Origin of the sequence: Pseudomonas sp. ChxA (genome assembly GCF_030263855.1) — a bacterium.
Lineage (GTDB): Bacteria > Pseudomonadota > Gammaproteobacteria > Pseudomonadales > Pseudomonadaceae > Aquipseudomonas > Aquipseudomonas fluorescens_CB.
In genome coordinates, this window is record NZ_JARPMK010000001.1 from 2,775,027 (window position 1) to 2,790,259 (window position 15,233).

The 15,233-nt window shown below is 62.5% G+C and carries 16 protein-coding genes; 11 read left to right on the top strand and 5 right to left on the bottom strand.

Features of this window, described 5'->3' with window-relative positions; translation table 11 throughout:
• Positions 1-74: 74 nt before the first annotated feature.
• Positions 75-395, bottom strand: a complete 321-nt coding sequence (locus P5706_RS12450) for a PucC family protein (RefSeq protein ID WP_285679419.1) — start codon at positions 393-395, stop codon at positions 75-77.
• 105 nt (positions 396-500) lie between these two features.
• Between P5706_RS12450 and P5706_RS12455 the strand changes: the two genes are divergently transcribed.
• Complete coding sequence (locus P5706_RS12455; protein WP_285679420.1) at positions 501-1,376, top strand: Dyp-type peroxidase; 876 nt, start codon at positions 501-503, stop codon at positions 1,374-1,376.
• Positions 1,377-2,253: 877 nt separating this feature from the next.
• Here the strand turns inward: P5706_RS12455 and sodC are convergent.
• From sodC to P5706_RS12470, 3 genes are all read right to left on the bottom strand, one after another.
• Complete coding sequence (gene sodC / locus P5706_RS12460) at positions 2,254-2,775, bottom strand: superoxide dismutase [Cu-Zn] SodC (protein WP_285679421.1); 522 nt, start codon at positions 2,773-2,775, stop codon at positions 2,254-2,256.
• A 116-nt stretch (positions 2,776-2,891) separates the two neighbouring features.
• Positions 2,892-3,353 carry a winged helix-turn-helix domain-containing protein gene (locus tag P5706_RS12465; RefSeq protein WP_285679422.1) on the bottom strand — a complete coding sequence of 154 codons (462 nt, stop codon included), beginning with the start codon at positions 3,351-3,353 and terminating at the stop codon, positions 2,892-2,894.
• A gap of 71 nt (positions 3,354-3,424) precedes the next feature.
• The gene (locus P5706_RS12470) at positions 3,425-6,640 is read right to left on the bottom strand and encodes a type III effector HrpK domain-containing protein (protein WP_285679423.1); all 3,216 of its coding nucleotides are present in this window, start codon (positions 6,638-6,640) and stop codon (positions 3,425-3,427) included.
• A gap of 609 nt (positions 6,641-7,249) precedes the next feature.
• On the opposite strand from P5706_RS12470, the gene P5706_RS12475 reads away from it, so the two are divergent.
• The 7 genes from P5706_RS12475 (at position 7,250) to P5706_RS12505 (ending at position 13,034) form a co-directional block, all read left to right on the top strand.
• On the top strand, positions 7,250-7,411 hold the full coding sequence (locus P5706_RS12475) for a hypothetical protein (RefSeq protein ID WP_016969018.1): 162 nt from the start codon (positions 7,250-7,252) through the stop codon (positions 7,409-7,411).
• 85 nt (positions 7,412-7,496) lie between these two features.
• Positions 7,497-8,381: a SctD/MshK family protein gene (locus tag P5706_RS12480; RefSeq protein ID WP_285679424.1), complete on the top strand. Its 885-nt coding sequence runs from the start codon at positions 7,497-7,499 to the stop codon at positions 8,379-8,381.
• Positions 8,382-8,535: 154 nt separating this feature from the next.
• Positions 8,536-8,892, top strand: coding sequence for a hypothetical protein (locus tag P5706_RS12485; protein WP_285679425.1), 357 nt, complete (start codon positions 8,536-8,538; stop codon positions 8,890-8,892).
• Positions 8,892-9,227 (top strand): tetratricopeptide repeat protein, encoded by a 336-nt coding sequence (locus P5706_RS12490; RefSeq protein ID WP_138814907.1) that lies wholly within the window; start codon positions 8,892-8,894, stop codon positions 9,225-9,227. The genes P5706_RS12485 and P5706_RS12490 overlap by 1 nt, the downstream gene beginning before the upstream one ends.
• Positions 9,224-11,362: a type III secretion system export apparatus subunit SctV gene (sctV, locus tag P5706_RS12495; RefSeq protein ID WP_285679427.1), complete on the top strand. Its 2,139-nt coding sequence runs from the start codon at positions 9,224-9,226 to the stop codon at positions 11,360-11,362. The genes P5706_RS12490 and sctV overlap by 4 nt, the downstream gene beginning before the upstream one ends.
• On the top strand, positions 11,359-12,639 hold the full coding sequence (locus P5706_RS12500) for a type II and III secretion system protein family protein (protein WP_285679428.1): 1,281 nt from the start codon (positions 11,359-11,361) through the stop codon (positions 12,637-12,639). The genes sctV and P5706_RS12500 overlap by 4 nt, the downstream gene beginning before the upstream one ends.
• Positions 12,640-12,653: 14 nt before the next feature.
• Positions 12,654-13,034 (top strand): hypothetical protein, encoded by a 381-nt coding sequence (locus tag P5706_RS12505; RefSeq protein ID WP_285679429.1) that lies wholly within the window; start codon positions 12,654-12,656, stop codon positions 13,032-13,034.
• Between the two features lie 122 nt (positions 13,035-13,156).
• Here the strand turns inward: P5706_RS12505 and P5706_RS12510 are convergent, their stop codons facing one another.
• The gene (locus P5706_RS12510) at positions 13,157-13,921 is read right to left on the bottom strand and encodes a tetratricopeptide repeat protein (RefSeq protein ID WP_285679431.1); all 765 of its coding nucleotides are present in this window, start codon (positions 13,919-13,921) and stop codon (positions 13,157-13,159) included.
• 48 nt (positions 13,922-13,969) lie between these two features.
• Here P5706_RS12510 and P5706_RS12515 point away from each other — a divergent pair, with 48 nt between their 5' ends.
• Genes P5706_RS12515 through P5706_RS12525 form a run of 3 tightly spaced genes read left to right on the top strand, consistent with a single transcriptional unit; the run spans position 13,970 to position 15,232 of the window.
• A complete protein-coding gene (locus P5706_RS12515; protein WP_285679432.1) occupies positions 13,970-14,533 on the top strand; it encodes a type III secretion protein in 564 nt (187 codons plus the stop codon).
• Positions 14,534-14,545: 12 nt separating this feature from the next.
• Complete coding sequence (locus P5706_RS12520; RefSeq protein ID WP_017137572.1) at positions 14,546-14,788, top strand: hypothetical protein; 243 nt, start codon at positions 14,546-14,548, stop codon at positions 14,786-14,788.
• A 9-nt stretch (positions 14,789-14,797) separates the two neighbouring features.
• Positions 14,798-15,232: a hypothetical protein gene (locus tag P5706_RS12525; RefSeq protein WP_285679433.1), complete on the top strand. Its 435-nt coding sequence runs from the start codon at positions 14,798-14,800 to the stop codon at positions 15,230-15,232.
• Position 15,233 lies beyond the last annotated feature (1 nt).

A 15,233-nucleotide genomic window follows, 5' to 3' on the forward strand; every position in this document is an offset into this window, starting at 1 on the left:
CTACCCCTGGAATAGTTGCAAAACATGACTAGAGAGTCACCCATCCAAGGGCTGTGTGGCAAGCGCCAGACGCGTTACAGCAGCGCGCCGGCCAGCGCCACGCCCATTGCTGCGCCGATCTGTCGCGCCGTATTGAGGGTACCGGCGGCGATTCCGGCCTGTCCCGGTGGCACCGCATTCATCAGCGCGGCCGTGGCGGCGGGCGTGATCAGCTCTGCAGCCAGGCCAATCAGCGGCATGGGCACCACGATCAAGGCATAGTCGGGCGCTGCGCCGCCCATCACGTGGCTGGCCCGCTCGGCGTGCAATTGCTCAGCGTCTGGTGCGACGCCGGTTGGTTGCGCCGTGCCAAGGATTCGCGTGCGGGTCACGCCCAAAGGCTGGGCACAGTTCAAGGCGCAACTGGGCCTGGAGCCGCGTGATCTGCAAAACCTTGAGCACAAGCCCGCGTGTGCCCGGCTTGTTGGGGTAGACTGCGCGGCTTTTCAGAAGGAGTTCACATGAGTCACTACCAGCCGGGCATTCTTGCCGCACCGGTGCCGTTGCAGGCACGCCATCTGTTTTTTGCCGTTGATGTACTGGCAGCCGTACCCGCCGCGTTGGACGCGCTGGTGCAGTTGGCGGACGCGGACGCAGTGGTTGGTTTTGGCGAGCCGCTGGTAACGTCGCTCGGCGCGCACATTGACGGGTTGCGCGCATTCCCCGCCGTCACGGGCCCAGGCGCGCATAACCCGTCCACCCAGCAGGCGTTGTGGGTGTGGTTGCACGGTGTGGATCGCGGTGAACTGCTGCTGCGCAGCCGCGCCGTGGAAAAAGCCCTGGCCCCGGCATTTGGCCTGGTGCAGATGACCGAAGGTTTCCGTTACAAGACCGGCTTCGATCTGACCGATTACGAAGACGGCACCGAAAACCCCCACGACGACGCCGCCGTCGAAGCCGCCCTGACCGACAGCGGCGCCAGCTTTGCCGCGATCCAGCAGTGGCAGCACGACCTCGACGGTTTTGCCGCGTTGCCCGCCCAGGAGCGTGACCACATCATCGGCCGCCGCCATGGCGATAACGAAGAGCTGGACGACGCCCCCGAATCCGCCCACACCAAACGCACCGCCCAGGAAAGTTTCTCCCCGGAAGCCTTTGTGGTGCGCCGCTCGATGCCGTGGGCCGAGAACGGCCAGGCGGGGTTGATGTTCCTGGCGTTTGGGCATTCCTTCGATGCGTTCGAAGCGCAACTGCGGCGCATGAGCGGGCTGGAAGACGGGATTGTGGATGGGTTGTATCGGATCAGCACGCCGTTGACCGGTGGGTATTACTGGTGCCCGCCGGTCAAGGATGGGCATTTGGACCTGAGCGCACTGTCCCAGGCAGCCGCAATCTAAAAAGGTGGAAGCTGGTTTGTGTGGGAGTTGGCTTGCCTGCGATGGCGGTTTGTCGGAGTACGTATCCGTTGCTGCGGTAACGGCGGCTTATGGTTCCGCTCTTACAGCGGGTCACTTTTGCAAGGACGCAAAAGTAACCAAAAGGTCCTCGCCCCACCACTCGGCACCTCGCTATGGCTCGGTGTGCCCTCACTCCGGCTTGAATCCGTGGGCCGCCGCGATGGGCCATCCTTGGCCCAGCGCGGCTAACCCGGCGTCCTGCCGGGTTACCCACGGATTCAAGCCTGCGTTCGGCCATCGTGGTTAACGGGGCGTCTCAGATCAAGATCAAAATTTACAGCACGGCGGCCTGAAAGCCGACCTGAGTGGTTGAATCAAAAGCGAAAAGCGGATTTGCATACACTGAAGAGCTGCTTTTCTGTGGGAGCTGGCTTGCCTGCGATGCAGACACCTCGGTTTGTCAGGTACACAGAGTTGATGCCATCGCAGGCAAGCCAGCTCCCACCTTTGACCGAGTATGGCTCTGCTGTTGCTGTTGCTGTTGCTGTTGCTGTTGCTGTTGCTCCGGCCCTTACATCCTTTTCGATGACGAAGTCAGCGGTCTTTTGATCTGCGCTTTTGATCTTGATCTGAAATCGCCCCCCAAATCACTGGCGGATTGCGGGCATGCCGAGCCATAGCGAGGCACCGAGTGTTGGGGCGAAGACCTTTTGGTTACTTTTGGCTGGGCCGGCATTCCGGTCTTTCCAAAAGTGAGCCGCTGTAAGAGCGGAACCATAAGCCGCCGTTACCGCAGCAACGGATATGTACACCACCACCAACAACAAACCCGCCATCACAGCCAAGCCAGTTCCCACATTTAGATTTATGTGGGTACTTAGATCACGCCACACACCAGCCGCTCACCGCCACCACCCAGCGGCTTGGGCATGTCCGAATGGTTGTCGCCCCCGGCATGGATCATCAGCGCACGGCCTTTGATCTGCGCAATGCTTTTCAAGCGCGGTGCCAGTACCGGGTTGTTGGACGTGCCGTCCATGTTCACATACAACGCCGGCAGGTCACCCAAGTGGCCGTCGGCATATGGCCCCAGGTGCTTGCCGGTTTTCTCCGGGTCGAAGTGGCCGCCGGCGGCAAGTGCCGCGACTTTCACGCCGTCTTTCACACCCGCCTCACAGCTGCCGTTTTCATGGATATGAAAGCCATGCACGCCCATCGGCAGCGACTTCAGGTCTGGGGTAAAAATCAGCCCGTAGGCCGATTCGCTGATGGTCACCGTGCCCACCGGTTGTGGGGCGCCATCGGCACTCACCAGGTTGACCGGGACTTGCAGCGAAGCCGCCTGGGCGGAGCCAACGGCGAGGAGGCCGAGCAGGCTGAGGATAAGGGAGCGATTCATACGGGTAATTCCTGAGGGTTATGGGTGTTGGGCAGTCTCGGGAATTACAACGATTGGGGCGGGCGAATAATTCCGTTGGAAAAAACATATTTTTCCAACGGAATAACCCCAGGGTGTCAGCTGTTTTGCAGGCCTGCCTGAGTAAATCGGGGCAGCATGGCGGCACCGCCGCAGTGACGGCAGCCATATACGCCGAGCACCACCGGCTGCTTCACCACCGGCAGCGGTTCGCGGTCGAACCAGGTGGGCGCGACGAACCGGTAACCTTGGCCCGCTGCGGTGGCGATGTAGAACGAGTCAACGTCGCCCAGCGCGCGGCGCAGGGTTTTGATCTGTGTGCGCAGGTTGCATTCCTCCACCACCAGCTTGGGCCAGGCGATGTCGAGCAGTTGGTGTTTATGCAGCAGTTCTCCCGGCCGGGAGGCGAGGGCGATCAGCAGGGCCAGAGCCCGGCTGCCGAGGTTCACGGGGTGCCCGTGCTTGAGCAGCAGATGACGTTGGGGCAGCAGGTGGAACGGGCCGAAGTGAATCCCCAAAGAGGCGTCATCGGTGAGGTGGCTGCGAGTCGAGTACGTCATGTCAGTTAACCTTTGTGCGTTGAAATCACAGCCCGGCGCGGGTCCTTTTCACACCGGGCTGCCGGGGAGGGTCAGGTGTTGATCGCCGGGATCGGGTCGGACGGATAATCGCCATCCATCGTCGGGCCACCGGTCAGGCCGTATTGCTGCAGCACAGGCGCCAGTTGCCCGTAGAACGCGTCTTGCGCCTTGCCATGGGCATCGGCCAGGGCGAACGGCAGGAACGCGCTGCCGATACCGCCGAGAATCGCCGTGGCACCGCCAAGGATGCCGCTGATGGTGCCGGCCACCGCACCGATTTCGGTGGCCCCGTACAAACCGGCGCCGGCTTCCACCAGGCCGGCAACAGCCGCACCCGTGCCGAGCACACCGGTGGCCACCGAGAAACTGCCGCTGAGGTAGTCGCCTTTTTTCAACGAGTCGACGCCGCCGATAATCCCGATCACACCGCCGATAATGCCGCCGGCCGAACCGATGATCTTGCCCGCCGCGCCGATATTGGCGATCTGTTGCGGCGACAGCGGGCCTTTGCCCACCGGTACTTTGCCGGGGAAATCGCCAATGGTGCCGCCGTCCGGGCGGTTGACCCAGGTCACGCCATAGCCGGCTTCCTTGGCGTATTTGGTCCCGCCTTCGAGCAATAACCCGGCAAACTGCAGGCCCGCCGATACGCGGTTGGCATCCGCCACTGGCGTGGTGCTGCCGCTGGCCGAACGCGCCATCAGCACGCCGCTCATCAACACGGCGCTGCCGATATGCAGCAGGCCCTGCTTGAACGCCGGGCTGACATCGCCGAACTTCATGCCTTCGATGGCCTTGGGCAAGGCATCGGCAATCTTGTTGCCCTGGCGGCCGATATCCCATACCGAGCGCAGCATCGACACCACCTGCGCCGGGTCAATCTTGCCGCCGTCGGAGGTGGTGAACATCTCGGGGTCTTTTTGCTGCGCGTCGTTGATGGCCGCCGTGACCTTGGCTTCGTCGAAGTTGCCCTTGCCATCGCCAAGCGTGACGTTGAGCGTGTCGGTGGTGGCACCGCCGAGCAACGCATCGCCGAGGTTTTCGTTGAAGTTGACCTGCAAGGTCGCCGCGTCATCGGCCGTGGCCTTGTCACCGAGAAAGGCCTGGGCCGACGCGGTGCTGGCGGCGAAACTGCTGGCCGCCACGGTCGGGTCCAGGCCGCCGGCCACCGCATCGGTGAAGGCTTTGCCGGTCACCAGTTGGTTCTTGTAGTAGCTGAGGATCGCATCGCTCTGGCCTGCATTGGCGGTGATTTTGGTCAGGTCCACATGGCCGTTGCCGCCCAGTGCCAGGTTGGCGATGGTCGCATCGTTGGCGGCATTTTGCAGGCCCATGCCCATGTCGATCTGCTTGCCGTTCTGGTCCTTGGCATTGAGGTTGTCGGTGAGGTTCTTACCCGACTCGATGCCACCTTCAACGTAGTTCTGCATCGCGACCTTCATGCTCGGGTCGGCGCTCACGATATCGCTGAGCGCGGGGCCGCGATTGTTCTGCAAAAAGCCTTGCACGTCCGGGTCCGCCGACAACGTCTCGATGCCGCTTTGCAGCTGCGCCTTGATCTTGTCTTCGTTGGGGTTCAGGCCCCAGTTGGGCGAGGTGTACTTGTCCATCAAGCCTGCGTTGCCGACATAGTCGCTGACCAGTAGGCGCGTTTGTGCATCGGTCAGTTGCACCAGCACTGCGGCTTTTTGTTCCCCGGTGTAGTTCTGCGGGTTGGCGAGGATATCGGCGGTGAGCTTGGAGGTGTCCACACCGGCGACGGCATCGCGAGTGGCGGCACCGTCGAGGAAGGTCAGGGTGTCGCTGTCGGTTTTCGGCGCCTGTTTCTCCAGCCACGCGCCGATGTTGTCGCGGGTGCCGAGGTTGTCGGATTTGCCGGTGGCGGGGTTGTCACCGCCGGTTTCCAGGGCGTGGAACATGCCGGGGCGCGACCACATTGCTGCAGCGCCGGTCAGCTCGTTGCTCAAGGCCGAATCACCGCCCAGGGCTTGCAGGTTATCGGGGCGGATCATGCCGTCGTTGCTGCGCTGGTTATCACCTGGGCGCATGGCAGTGCCGGAACTGGCGACCAGGCTTTCGTTGGCCATCACGATGGCGGCGGACTTGGCGTTGGCCTTGGCCAGGTCGCCTGGGTGGCTGCCCATGAAGCTGGCATAGGACTTCGCCGCCGCGCCGATATCGCTGTTGGTGTTGCTGATGAAATGGTCAACGTCGGAATGGGTGATCACATTGTCAGCTTTGCCGCGACCACCGCTGTCCAGCGCAGCCATCAGGTTCGGGCTGCTGGCCACGTACTTGAGCACGGCCTGGGCTTCGGGCGGCAAGCTGGTCGGCGGGTTGGCAAAGTCGATCGGCGCGCCGTGCAGGCCCCAGGCGTCCCAGTTCTGCGAGAGCAATTGCGCAGCGGCGCGCGGGCGGTTCAGGTCGAGTTGTTCTTTGGTCGGTGTCGTGCTGGTGTTGCCAGTGATGCTGTTCCAGTCCTTGGCGCCGGCCACACCGAACGACGAGTTGTCGATCCACGAGGTGTCCGAGGCGCCTGCGGCACCGGTAGTACCGGCGTAAAGCTTGGCGACTTGGTCGTACAGGCCAGGGGTGATGTCTTGGGACACGATCACTTTGTCGCCGGACGCGGTCTGGTAGCGGATCAACCCTGGCCCGACTTCCTCGGGCGGGCCGATATGGGTGGCCGGGTCGATACTCTCGTTGGGGCCGGCCAGGCGATAGCCTTCGGCGCCGCTGGCATTGATCGCCGACAGCTTGGTGAAGTCGCCACTGACCTGATCGAACAGCTGCGGCGTGTCTTTCTGGCTGACCACCACCTTGTCGCCCGAGGCGGTCTCATAGCGGATCAAGCCAGGGCCCAGTTCCGTCGGGCTGCCGATGGCCTTGTAGTTGCCCAGCCCCGGCGCCACGGTGCTCGCATCGGCCTGGGTGTAGCCGGCCGCTTTACTGTCGCTGAGGTTCTTTTCGAAGCTCGCATCGTTCTGCTGCGCGTTGTACTGGTTGACCAATGTTTCATAAAGGCGCGGGTTGTCGATTTGTTTGAGTGTTACCGGCTTGTCGCTGCCCAGCGGTGTGTAGGTGATGCTGTTATTCACCGGCGCCTGCACGTTTTGATAGGGCAGTGGGATTGACGGGCCACGGATCTTCGACGGGTCGAACATTGGCTGGTTGACGGCGGAGTACAACGCGGTTTCGAATTTTTTCTGCGAGCCGTCTGTGCCCGGCGTTTGCGCAGGGTCACGACTACTTGGAATCGCTGGCATACATGCTCACCTGGAAGTTGTTTCATATATCAGGGCCTGCACACTGAACATCTAGCTATTAGTGCAACTGTACTAATCAGGCGCAGGAAATTAGTTGCCCACGAGCATTAAGGTCGCTCGCGCCGAGCTATCAAACGCGATGAGTAAGTCGCTTTTGTTACAAATGGAAATATCTGCAAAGTTTGGCAAAAGGCTATTAGCGAAAAATGTGAAGTCGATACAAAAAACACGCCGAAGCCGTGATGGGCTGCGCGTTTTTACGTCTTGAACCTGTCGCGTATTGTTCATGGATATTTTAGGTTGTACGCGCAAGACCAAGGAATACGGGGCTTTTGGCTTGTTTGAATTTTTCTATAAAAGTTCCGCAGGTGAATAGGCATGAGTTTTTTTCAATGCCAGGTTGAGCCAAACATTTCACACCCTGTAGCCGAAACGTTTCACAAGCTTTCACAGCGAAGGCGTTTTGATCGTGAGTAGTATGGCCCCCATGCAAACCAACGACGGTTCGAAAGCTCACTGTCTGACGTTTTGGGCGTTTACCGGGTTTGCATACTTTCAGCTTGCTGTTGCGCAACTGAATAACTTCCCTATCGATGCAAGGAGATGAACATGGCTGATGTCCCACCAGTAAAAGCCGGCGGCGCCGACGACGCTATCGCGAAGATGGAAGCGACCTTCAACATGGCTATCGAGAAGTCGGCCAAGATCACCGAAATCAGCACCGCGAAAAAAGCTGAGCTCGACGCCACCAAACAGCGTCCACAGAACTGATTTGCCAAACGGGCGGCGCCGGCGCTGCCCGTTTACCTTCTGATTCTTGACCCCGTTGCACATTTTCAAGGGGGCAAACCCACACATGACAGCCTTGATTTCTTTGGGGCCGGTGGCTGCGACTGGCGCACCGACCCTCACTGTGACCGCCGGTTTGCACCAGGGCAGTTCCCTGGTGCTCGATCAGCCTGTCTACACCATCGGCGCGGACCTCGCGGCCGACCTTGTGCTCAGCGACCCCGGTATCGCCGGCCTGCACCTGCGCCTGCGTTTTGAGGGCGGCCAAGTGGCGGTCGAAGCCGTGGGCGGTGAGGTGCTGGTCGCCGGCACTGTGCGAATCCCCCAGGGCAGTGGCCATCGCGCGCGACTGCCTGTGCAACTGCGCATCGGCACCGCCGGTGTCAGCCTGGCGCTGCCCGAAGCGGCAGAACAACCCGCCCACGCTCCGCGCAGATTAACGCCTTGGATTGTCGCGCTCGGCCTGTTGTTTATCTGTGCAGGGGCACTGGCCTTTCGCAGTGACCCGCCGTTGGCACAGGCGGCGGCAGTGGTCGATGTGCCGGCGATTAAACAGCCGTCCCGCGAACAGGCCAAAGCCTGGCTGGAGCAACGGTTGCAGGCCGCCCATCTGGATGCGGTGAGCGTCACCAACAGCAACGGCCAGCTCAGCGCCGAGGGCAGTTTTGAGCAGTCACAAAAGCCTCAATGGCTGGCCCTGCAACAAGCCTTCGACCAGCGTTACGGCCAGCAGATCGTGCTCAACCCCCGCGTTGCCGTGCGTGCCGATGCCGCGCGCCCACGCGTGCGCTTCCAGGCCGTGTGGTTCGGCACCCACCCCTATGTGATCAATGACAGCGGCAAGCGCCTGTACCCCGGCGCTGCGCTGGCGGACAACTGGGTGCTGGAACGCATCGAGAACAACCAAGTGATCCTCGCCCGTGGCGATGAGCGCTTTACCTTCACCTTATGAGTCGGTCTATGGCATGTACGCAAACCAAAGGTGGGAGCTGGCTTGCCTGCGATGACGTCGGTACAGGCTGCATCTTTATTGCTGGGACCCCCGCTATCGCAGGCAAGCCAGCTCCCACCTTTGACCGCGCCCCATTTTGCAAACAGGCCCCGGCATGAAAGTCGAACCCCGCCCGCTAATTCCCAGTGATGTGCGCAGCGCGCCTATCGAAGCGATTCGCCCGGTCAATTCACGCCAGGCCACTGCCTTTGAAGCGGTGCTCAAGACCCGCAAGACCCAAACCCGCCGCTCGCTGCGCAGCGACCTCGAAGCCCTCACCAGCGCCGCCGGTGTGGACTCCCTGCTGTTCGGCAGCGCCCGTTCCCTGGAGCTGTTGGAGCATGTGATGGAATACATTCTGCCGGGCCTGGACGCCGAGCCCGAGATCAAGGCGCTGGCCCATGACCTGATCAGCGAAGAGATCGAGATGCGCCGCAACCTCGAACAGCAGCGTTCAGAGGTGCATGCGTGATGGCCCGCGATAACGAGGACGCCGTGCAATTGCTCAAGGGCATTGGTGAGCTGTATCGGCGCAATGGCCAGTCCCAGCGCGCGCTGGTGATGTTGCTGATTGCTGTCAGCGTCGCGCCCCATGACCGCGTGTTGTTGCGCGCGCTGGTGCTGGCGTTCACCGACAGTGGCGATGCCACGCGGGCACTCGGCGCCCTCGACCGTCTGGTGGCGCTGGAAGGCGAGTCCGCCAGCCTGTTGCTGCTGCGCGCGCGTGCGCTGTGGTACGGCGAGCGCAAGGACGAAGCGCGCCAGTGCTTCAAACGCTACTTAGCCGCACGCAGGGCCAACCCATGAGCGTACTCAATCGCCTGAACAACGTGGCGCGCATGGCCGCGAAGCGCACCGACGTGATCATCGTCGCGTTCATGCTGATGGCGATTGTGATGATGATCATCCCGCTGCCCACCTACCTGGTGGACATGCTGATCGGCCTCAATATTGCCCTGAGCATCCTGATCCTGATCGTGGCCTTCTACATCGGCCACTCCGTGGAGTTCTCTGCGCTGCCGCCGCTGATTCTGCTCAGCACCTTGTTTCGCCTGTCGCTGTCGATCACCACCACGCGCCTGATTTTGCTGCACGGTGACGCCGGGCATATCGTCAAGGCGTTCGGTGACTTCGTGATCGCCGGGCAAGTGGTGGTCGGCATGGTGGTGTTCCTGATCATCACCGTGGCGCAGTTTGTGGTGATCACCAAGGGCGCCGAGCGCGTCGCGGAAGTCGCGGCGCGTTTCACCCTGGACGCCATGCCCGGCAAGCAGATGAGCATCGACAACGACCTGCGCAATGGCGATATCGACCAGGCCGAAGCCCGCCGTCGGCGCTCGCGCCTGGAGCGCGAAAGCCAGATGTTCGGCGCAATGGACGGCGCGATGAAGTTCGTCAAAGGCGACGCCATCGCAGGGCTGGTGATCCTCGCGGTCAACCTGCTGGGCGGCATGCTGATCGGCATGCTCGAACGCGACATGCCGTTCGGCGTGGCGGTGCACACCTATTCGCTGCTGACCGTGGGTGACGGCCTGATCGCGCAGATTCCGGCGCTGCTGATTTCAGTCGCGGCGGGCACCGTCGTGACACGCGTCAACAGCGACGGCGAGGCCGGCGACCTGGGCAGCGAGATCATCAAGCAACTGGGCGCCAGCTACCGCGCACTGGGCTTGACGGCGCTGATCATGCTCGGCGTGAGCCTGTTGCCGGGCTTTCCGACCTGGGTATTCATTGGCTTGTCCGTGGCCTTTGGCGGTGCAACCTTGCTGATGTATCGCCGCCACACCCGTCAACCCCAGGCTGAACTCGAAGCGCTGGTCGAGGAAGCCCCGGCGGTGGTCGAGGTTCAGGCCGAACTGGATGACAACCCGTTGCCCGACAGCCGTGTACTGCTAACCCTCGGCAGCAGCCTGTCCCAGAGCGCGCCGCGCCAGCTGCTGCGCCAGCGTGTCGAGGCGCTGTGTCACGACATTCGCACCGAGCTTGGCGTGGACGTGCCGGTGCCAGGCATCTACATGGAAGCCAAGGCCACGCCGGGCAGTTTCCGCGTGTCGCTGGAAGGCGTGCCGGTGAGTGAGGGCGAACTGCCGATCAACTGCCTGTTGTTGCAGGACGACCCGGTGCATGTGCAGTTGCTCGACATCGCCACCGTGCAAGCCGATTCGCCGCTCAATGGCCGCACTGCGCACTGGATCGAACGTCAGCACGAAGACGCCTTGCGCAATGCCGGCATCGGCTTTTTGCTGCCTGACGAAGTGCTGCGCGGTGTGCTCGAACGCAGCCTGCGCCGCTATGCCGCGGACTTCCTCGGCATCCAGGAAACCCGCCTGTTGCTCGAACGCACCGAAGCCACTTACGGCGAGCTGGTCAAAGAGGCCCTGCGCCTGGTGCCGCTGCAACGCGTGGCCGAAACCCTGCGCTTGTTGGTCGGCGAAGGCGTGTCGATTCGCAACCAGCGCGCCTTGCTCGAAGCCATGGTGGAGTGGGGCGCGCGCGAAACCGACGCCGGGCGCCTGGCTGAGCATTTGCGTGCCGCGCTGGCGCGCCAGATCAGTCATCAATACGCCGACCGCAACCGGGTAATCGGCGCACTGGTACTGGCGCCGGGCCTGGAGGACCAGCTGCGTGCGTCCTTGCGTCGCCAGGAACCGCAGCGTGAATTGATCCCCGAAGAAGTCAGCCGCGCCTTGCTCGCGCAACTGCGTCAGGCCTGCGACAACACCCGTGAGGCCAACAGCGCCGTGTTGCTGGTGCACCCGGAACTGCGCCGCAGCTTGCGTCGCCTGGTGCTGCGCGGCGAGTTGGAGCTGGCGGTGCTGTCGTTCCGCGAGTTGGCCACCGAGTACAACCTGCAAGCGCTGGTGACCATCAGCCTCACCGATATTTCCAATCGCCGCGCGCCTGCTGCGGCTTCCGTCACTCCCCTGGCGTCTGCCTCATGATGCGTTTTTGTGTGTTATTGCTCGCTTTGATTGCGTGTGCCAGTCAGGCTCAGGACATTGGCCGGGGCGCTGGCGGCTCGATCAGCCTGGCGTCCGGTGAAGGGCGCATTCTGCATTTCGTCGCGCCGGTGGATTCGGTGCTGGTTGCCGAACCGAATGTGGCCGACCTGCAAGTGGTGTCGCCCGGTACGATCTATATCTTCGGCAAGGCGCCGGGCAACACTAGCCTTATTGCCCTTGGCAATGACGGCAAACAACTGGCCAGCCTGACGCTTTCGGTCAGCAGTGACAGTCAGGCGGTGACCACGCCGATGCAGACGCTGCACCCCGGCAATGGCGCGCAGATCAGCGGCGCCGGCAACCGCCTGATCGCCAAGGGCACGCTCGGTTCGGTGGCCGAGGCCACCGACCTCAACGCGTTGCTCAACCCTCAGGGCCAAGGCTTCCAGAGCGCGATCAACACTACCGAGTATGCCGGCGCCGCCCAGGTCAACCTGCGTGTGCGCTTTGCCGAAGTGTCGCGTTCCGAGTTGCTGCACTACGGCGTTAACTGGAACGCGATGTTCAATAACGGCACGTTTTCCTTCGGCCTGATCACGGGCGGCCCATTGGCGGCGGCCACGGCCGGTGGCTTGGCGACAGCGGGCACCGGCTCCGGCAATGTGAATATCGACGGCATGCTCGATGCACTCCAGGCCAATGGTATCTTGCAGATTCTGGCCGAGCCGAATATCACCGCCATGACCGGCCAGACCGCGAGCTTTCTCGCCGGTGGCGAAGTGGCGATCCCGGTGCCGGTGAACCGCGACCTGGTGGGCATCGAATACAAATCCTTCGGTGTGTCGCTGCTGTTCAACCCGACCTTGCTGCCTAACGGGCGCATCGCCCTGCAAGTGCGCCCGGAAGTCAGCAGCGTGGTCAGCGGCGGCACTGTGGATTTCGGCAACTTCCATGTGCCGTCCTTCAGCGTGCGCCGCGCCGATACGCGGGTGGAAGTCGGCAGCGGGCAGACGTTCGCCATTGCCGGGCTGTTCCAGCGTGAGAGCAGCCAAGACATCGAAAAGCTGCCATTGCTGGGCGACCTGCCGATCCTCGGCAATCTGTTTCGCTCCAAGCGCTTTCAACGCAATGAAACTGAACTGGTGATCCTGATTACCCCGTACCTGGTCGAGCCGGTGCGCGGTCGCGGTCTTGCCACGCCCCTGGACGCCTTACCGACGACCGCCGCAGCCAGCGGACCGCGCAGCGGCGGGGTGTTCGGTTTCTACATGAATTGACTAAGGGGCCTGCCATGACTGCTTTGCGTGTGTTGATGCTGTTGCCCTTGGCGCTGATGGGCTGCAAGACCCATTTGGCGCCGACGTATTACTCGCCGGAATACCGTGCCGATGGCTTGCCGAGCCAGTGCCAGCAACCGGCGGCCAAGGATGAGATCGGGTTGGATGAAGACTTCAAGCCGATCTTGCCGTTGGGGTGTGCGAACAATTTGAACCTGATGCAGATGGTCGAGCGCAAGCAGGACCTGACCCAGGGTCGCGCTACCGGGCCAGCGATGGCCGCGCCGGTAGGCCGGGCGGCGCAGGTGTATATCGAAGGCTTCGACCGCGAGCAGTTGCAGCGCCGCAAGGATCAGCAGGAAGCCAAGGCCGGCGCTGCAGGAGGCCAGCAATGACTCTTCAGATCGTTCCCACGCTCCGCGTGGTAACGCCTCTTGTGACGCTCCGCGTCACGCTTTTGGACGCAAAGCGTCCCGGGCTGCATTCCCACGCAGAGCGCGGGAACGATCAAGGTGTATCACCGCGGGTCAACCAACCCCAGCTCCTTGGCTTGCGCCACCGGATCACTGATGGCCTTGATGCGCTTGGCTTCGGTTATCAAACGTGCCCGCTCAGCCGCCGGAATATCATCCAGCGGCAGCCCGGCAACCTTTTGCTCATACCCTGCCAACACCATCACCAGCAGTTCATTACGCTGATGCCGTGGCAAGGCCCGGGGCGATTGGGTGACGGGGGCGATGGTGTCCAGCGCCTGTTGCGATTGCCCACCCAGCGCGTAGGCCAGGGCCAGGTTGCAGCGGCTGTCGAGGTTGTCGGGTTGCAGGCTGAGGCTTTGGGCGAAGGCGGTTTGTGCGGCGACGGCCTGGCCGTTCAAGACCTGTGCGATGCCCAGGCGTGTGTAGGCGACCGGCAGGTGGTTGATCTCGGCGGCCTGGCCCAGCGCCGTAACGGCGCGTTGGCTCTTGCCCAGTTGCAACTGCGCAGTGCCCAGGCCGAGCAGCGCGTCGGCGTTGTGGGCGTCCAGGCCCAGGGCTTGCTGGAAGGCGCGCTCGGCGCCCAGCGCGTCCTTGGCGTCGAGCCTGGCCTGGCCGAGCTTGAGCCACAGGTCGATGCCGGCGCCGGGTTGCTGGGTGGCGCGCTCGTACAGCGCAGCCGCGCTGGCGTAGTCGCCGCGCTTGCTGAGGTCGTTGGCCAGTTGCAGGGACTTGTCGGAATCGGTCGCAGGTTTGCTGGAGCAGGCAGCCAACAGCAGGGTACTGGCAAGCAGGAAATTCTTGGTCATCGTCACAACTCGTCGGGCGAAGGCGCAGGCCATGTAAGCATATTTTTCATGGCCATCCTATGCCTGTTCGGCGCCAGTTTTGCTCACGCCGCCGAAGCGCCCGAATGGTTTTCCAAACCCTATGCCTACGTGCTGGTCGACCAGGATGTGCGCGGCGCACTGGAAGAGTTCGGCCACAACCTCGACATCCCCGTGGTGCTCTCGGACAAGGTGCGCGGCAAGGCTCGCAGCACGATTCGTGCGGCCACCGCCGGTGAGTTCCTGCAAACCCTGTGCAGCACCAACGGCCTGACCTGGTACTTCGACGGCAACCTTCTGTACCTCAACGCCAACGATGAGATCGGCACAAAACTGTTCAAGGCCAGCGCACTGAACCTCGACCAGTTGCAGGTTTACCTCAACACCCTCGATGTGTTCGGCCAGCAGTTGTCGATGCGCAACGGCCCCGAGGGCGATGAAGTGTTCGTGTCCGGGCCACCGCCGTACCTGGCGCTGGTGCAACAGCATGTCGATCACCTGCAACCCAACGCCGTGGCCGCCCCAGTGGCCCGCGAGCGCGGTGTGCGGGTGTTTCGCGGCGCGCAAGTCAGTACCGAAACCCCAACCCAGTAAAGGAGCAGCACCATGTCCGTAACCGCCGTAGACAGCAACCTCGCCCCCGGTGGCGCCAGCCCTGAAGCCAAGTTCAATGCCGCGGTGGACAACGCCAAGGCTGCCGATAAACCGGCGGACACTTCGGACGCCGACGACGCCAAATTCAACGATGCGTTGATCACCCAGGCCGTCACCATCGGCGGCCAGTTCATCATCATGCCGAAGATGCAGGAACTGCTGAACGACGCCATGTCCGATGACGACGACGAGTAGGAAGCCCCTATGACTATCAGTCTCGCCGCCGGCGCCACGGCCTTGCCGCCGTCCGCCGGTGCGGGGCCCACCGGGGCCTCGCAGAACCTGTTCGAGCACATGGCCAACACCGCCAAGGGCATGCCCGAGGGCGCCAGCCCGCACCAGATCGGCTCAGGGTTGATGGAGCGCATGAACAGCTTTATCGACCGTTCGCGGGCGTTTTCCGAGCGTGCGGATTTGCTCACCAACAACCCCTCGGCGCCGCCACCCGCGCAGGCCGAAATCCGCACGGCCAGTGCGTCGCCTCAGGGTGAACCGGGTAAAAAAGTCGGCGAGCAGCAGGTCGACCAGATCGTCCACTCACTGGGCAAGATGTTCGACTATTCCATCGAAACCCAGATGGTGGTGCGCGGTGCAACGCAGATCTCCGGTTCCGCCAACACGCTGCTCAAGGGTCAATAAC

Coding starts and splice junctions, on each gene's coding strand:
- P5706_RS12455 (WP_285679420.1), top strand. CDS start 501: ATGAGTCACTACCAGCCGGGCATTCTTGCCGCACCGGTGCCGTTGCAG.
- sodC (WP_285679421.1), bottom strand. CDS start 2,775: ATGAATCGCTCCCTTATCCTCAGCCTGCTCGGCCTCCTCGCCGTTGGC.
- P5706_RS12465 (WP_285679422.1), bottom strand. CDS start 3,353: ATGACGTACTCGACTCGCAGCCACCTCACCGATGACGCCTCTTTGGGG.
- P5706_RS12470 (WP_285679423.1), bottom strand. CDS start 6,640: ATGCCAGCGATTCCAAGTAGTCGTGACCCTGCGCAAACGCCGGGCACA.
- P5706_RS12475 (WP_016969018.1), top strand. CDS start 7,250: ATGGCTGATGTCCCACCAGTAAAAGCCGGCGGCGCCGACGACGCTATC.
- P5706_RS12480 (WP_285679424.1), top strand. CDS start 7,497: ATGACAGCCTTGATTTCTTTGGGGCCGGTGGCTGCGACTGGCGCACCG.
- P5706_RS12485 (WP_285679425.1), top strand. CDS start 8,536: ATGAAAGTCGAACCCCGCCCGCTAATTCCCAGTGATGTGCGCAGCGCG.
- P5706_RS12490 (WP_138814907.1), top strand. CDS start 8,892: ATGGCCCGCGATAACGAGGACGCCGTGCAATTGCTCAAGGGCATTGGT.
- sctV (WP_285679427.1), top strand. CDS start 9,224: ATGAGCGTACTCAATCGCCTGAACAACGTGGCGCGCATGGCCGCGAAG.
- P5706_RS12500 (WP_285679428.1), top strand. CDS start 11,359: ATGATGCGTTTTTGTGTGTTATTGCTCGCTTTGATTGCGTGTGCCAGT.
- P5706_RS12505 (WP_285679429.1), top strand. CDS start 12,654: ATGACTGCTTTGCGTGTGTTGATGCTGTTGCCCTTGGCGCTGATGGGC.
- P5706_RS12510 (WP_285679431.1), bottom strand. CDS start 13,921: ATGACCAAGAATTTCCTGCTTGCCAGTACCCTGCTGTTGGCTGCCTGC.
- P5706_RS12515 (WP_285679432.1), top strand. CDS start 13,970: ATGGCCATCCTATGCCTGTTCGGCGCCAGTTTTGCTCACGCCGCCGAA.
- P5706_RS12520 (WP_017137572.1), top strand. CDS start 14,546: ATGTCCGTAACCGCCGTAGACAGCAACCTCGCCCCCGGTGGCGCCAGC.
- P5706_RS12525 (WP_285679433.1), top strand. CDS start 14,798: ATGACTATCAGTCTCGCCGCCGGCGCCACGGCCTTGCCGCCGTCCGCC.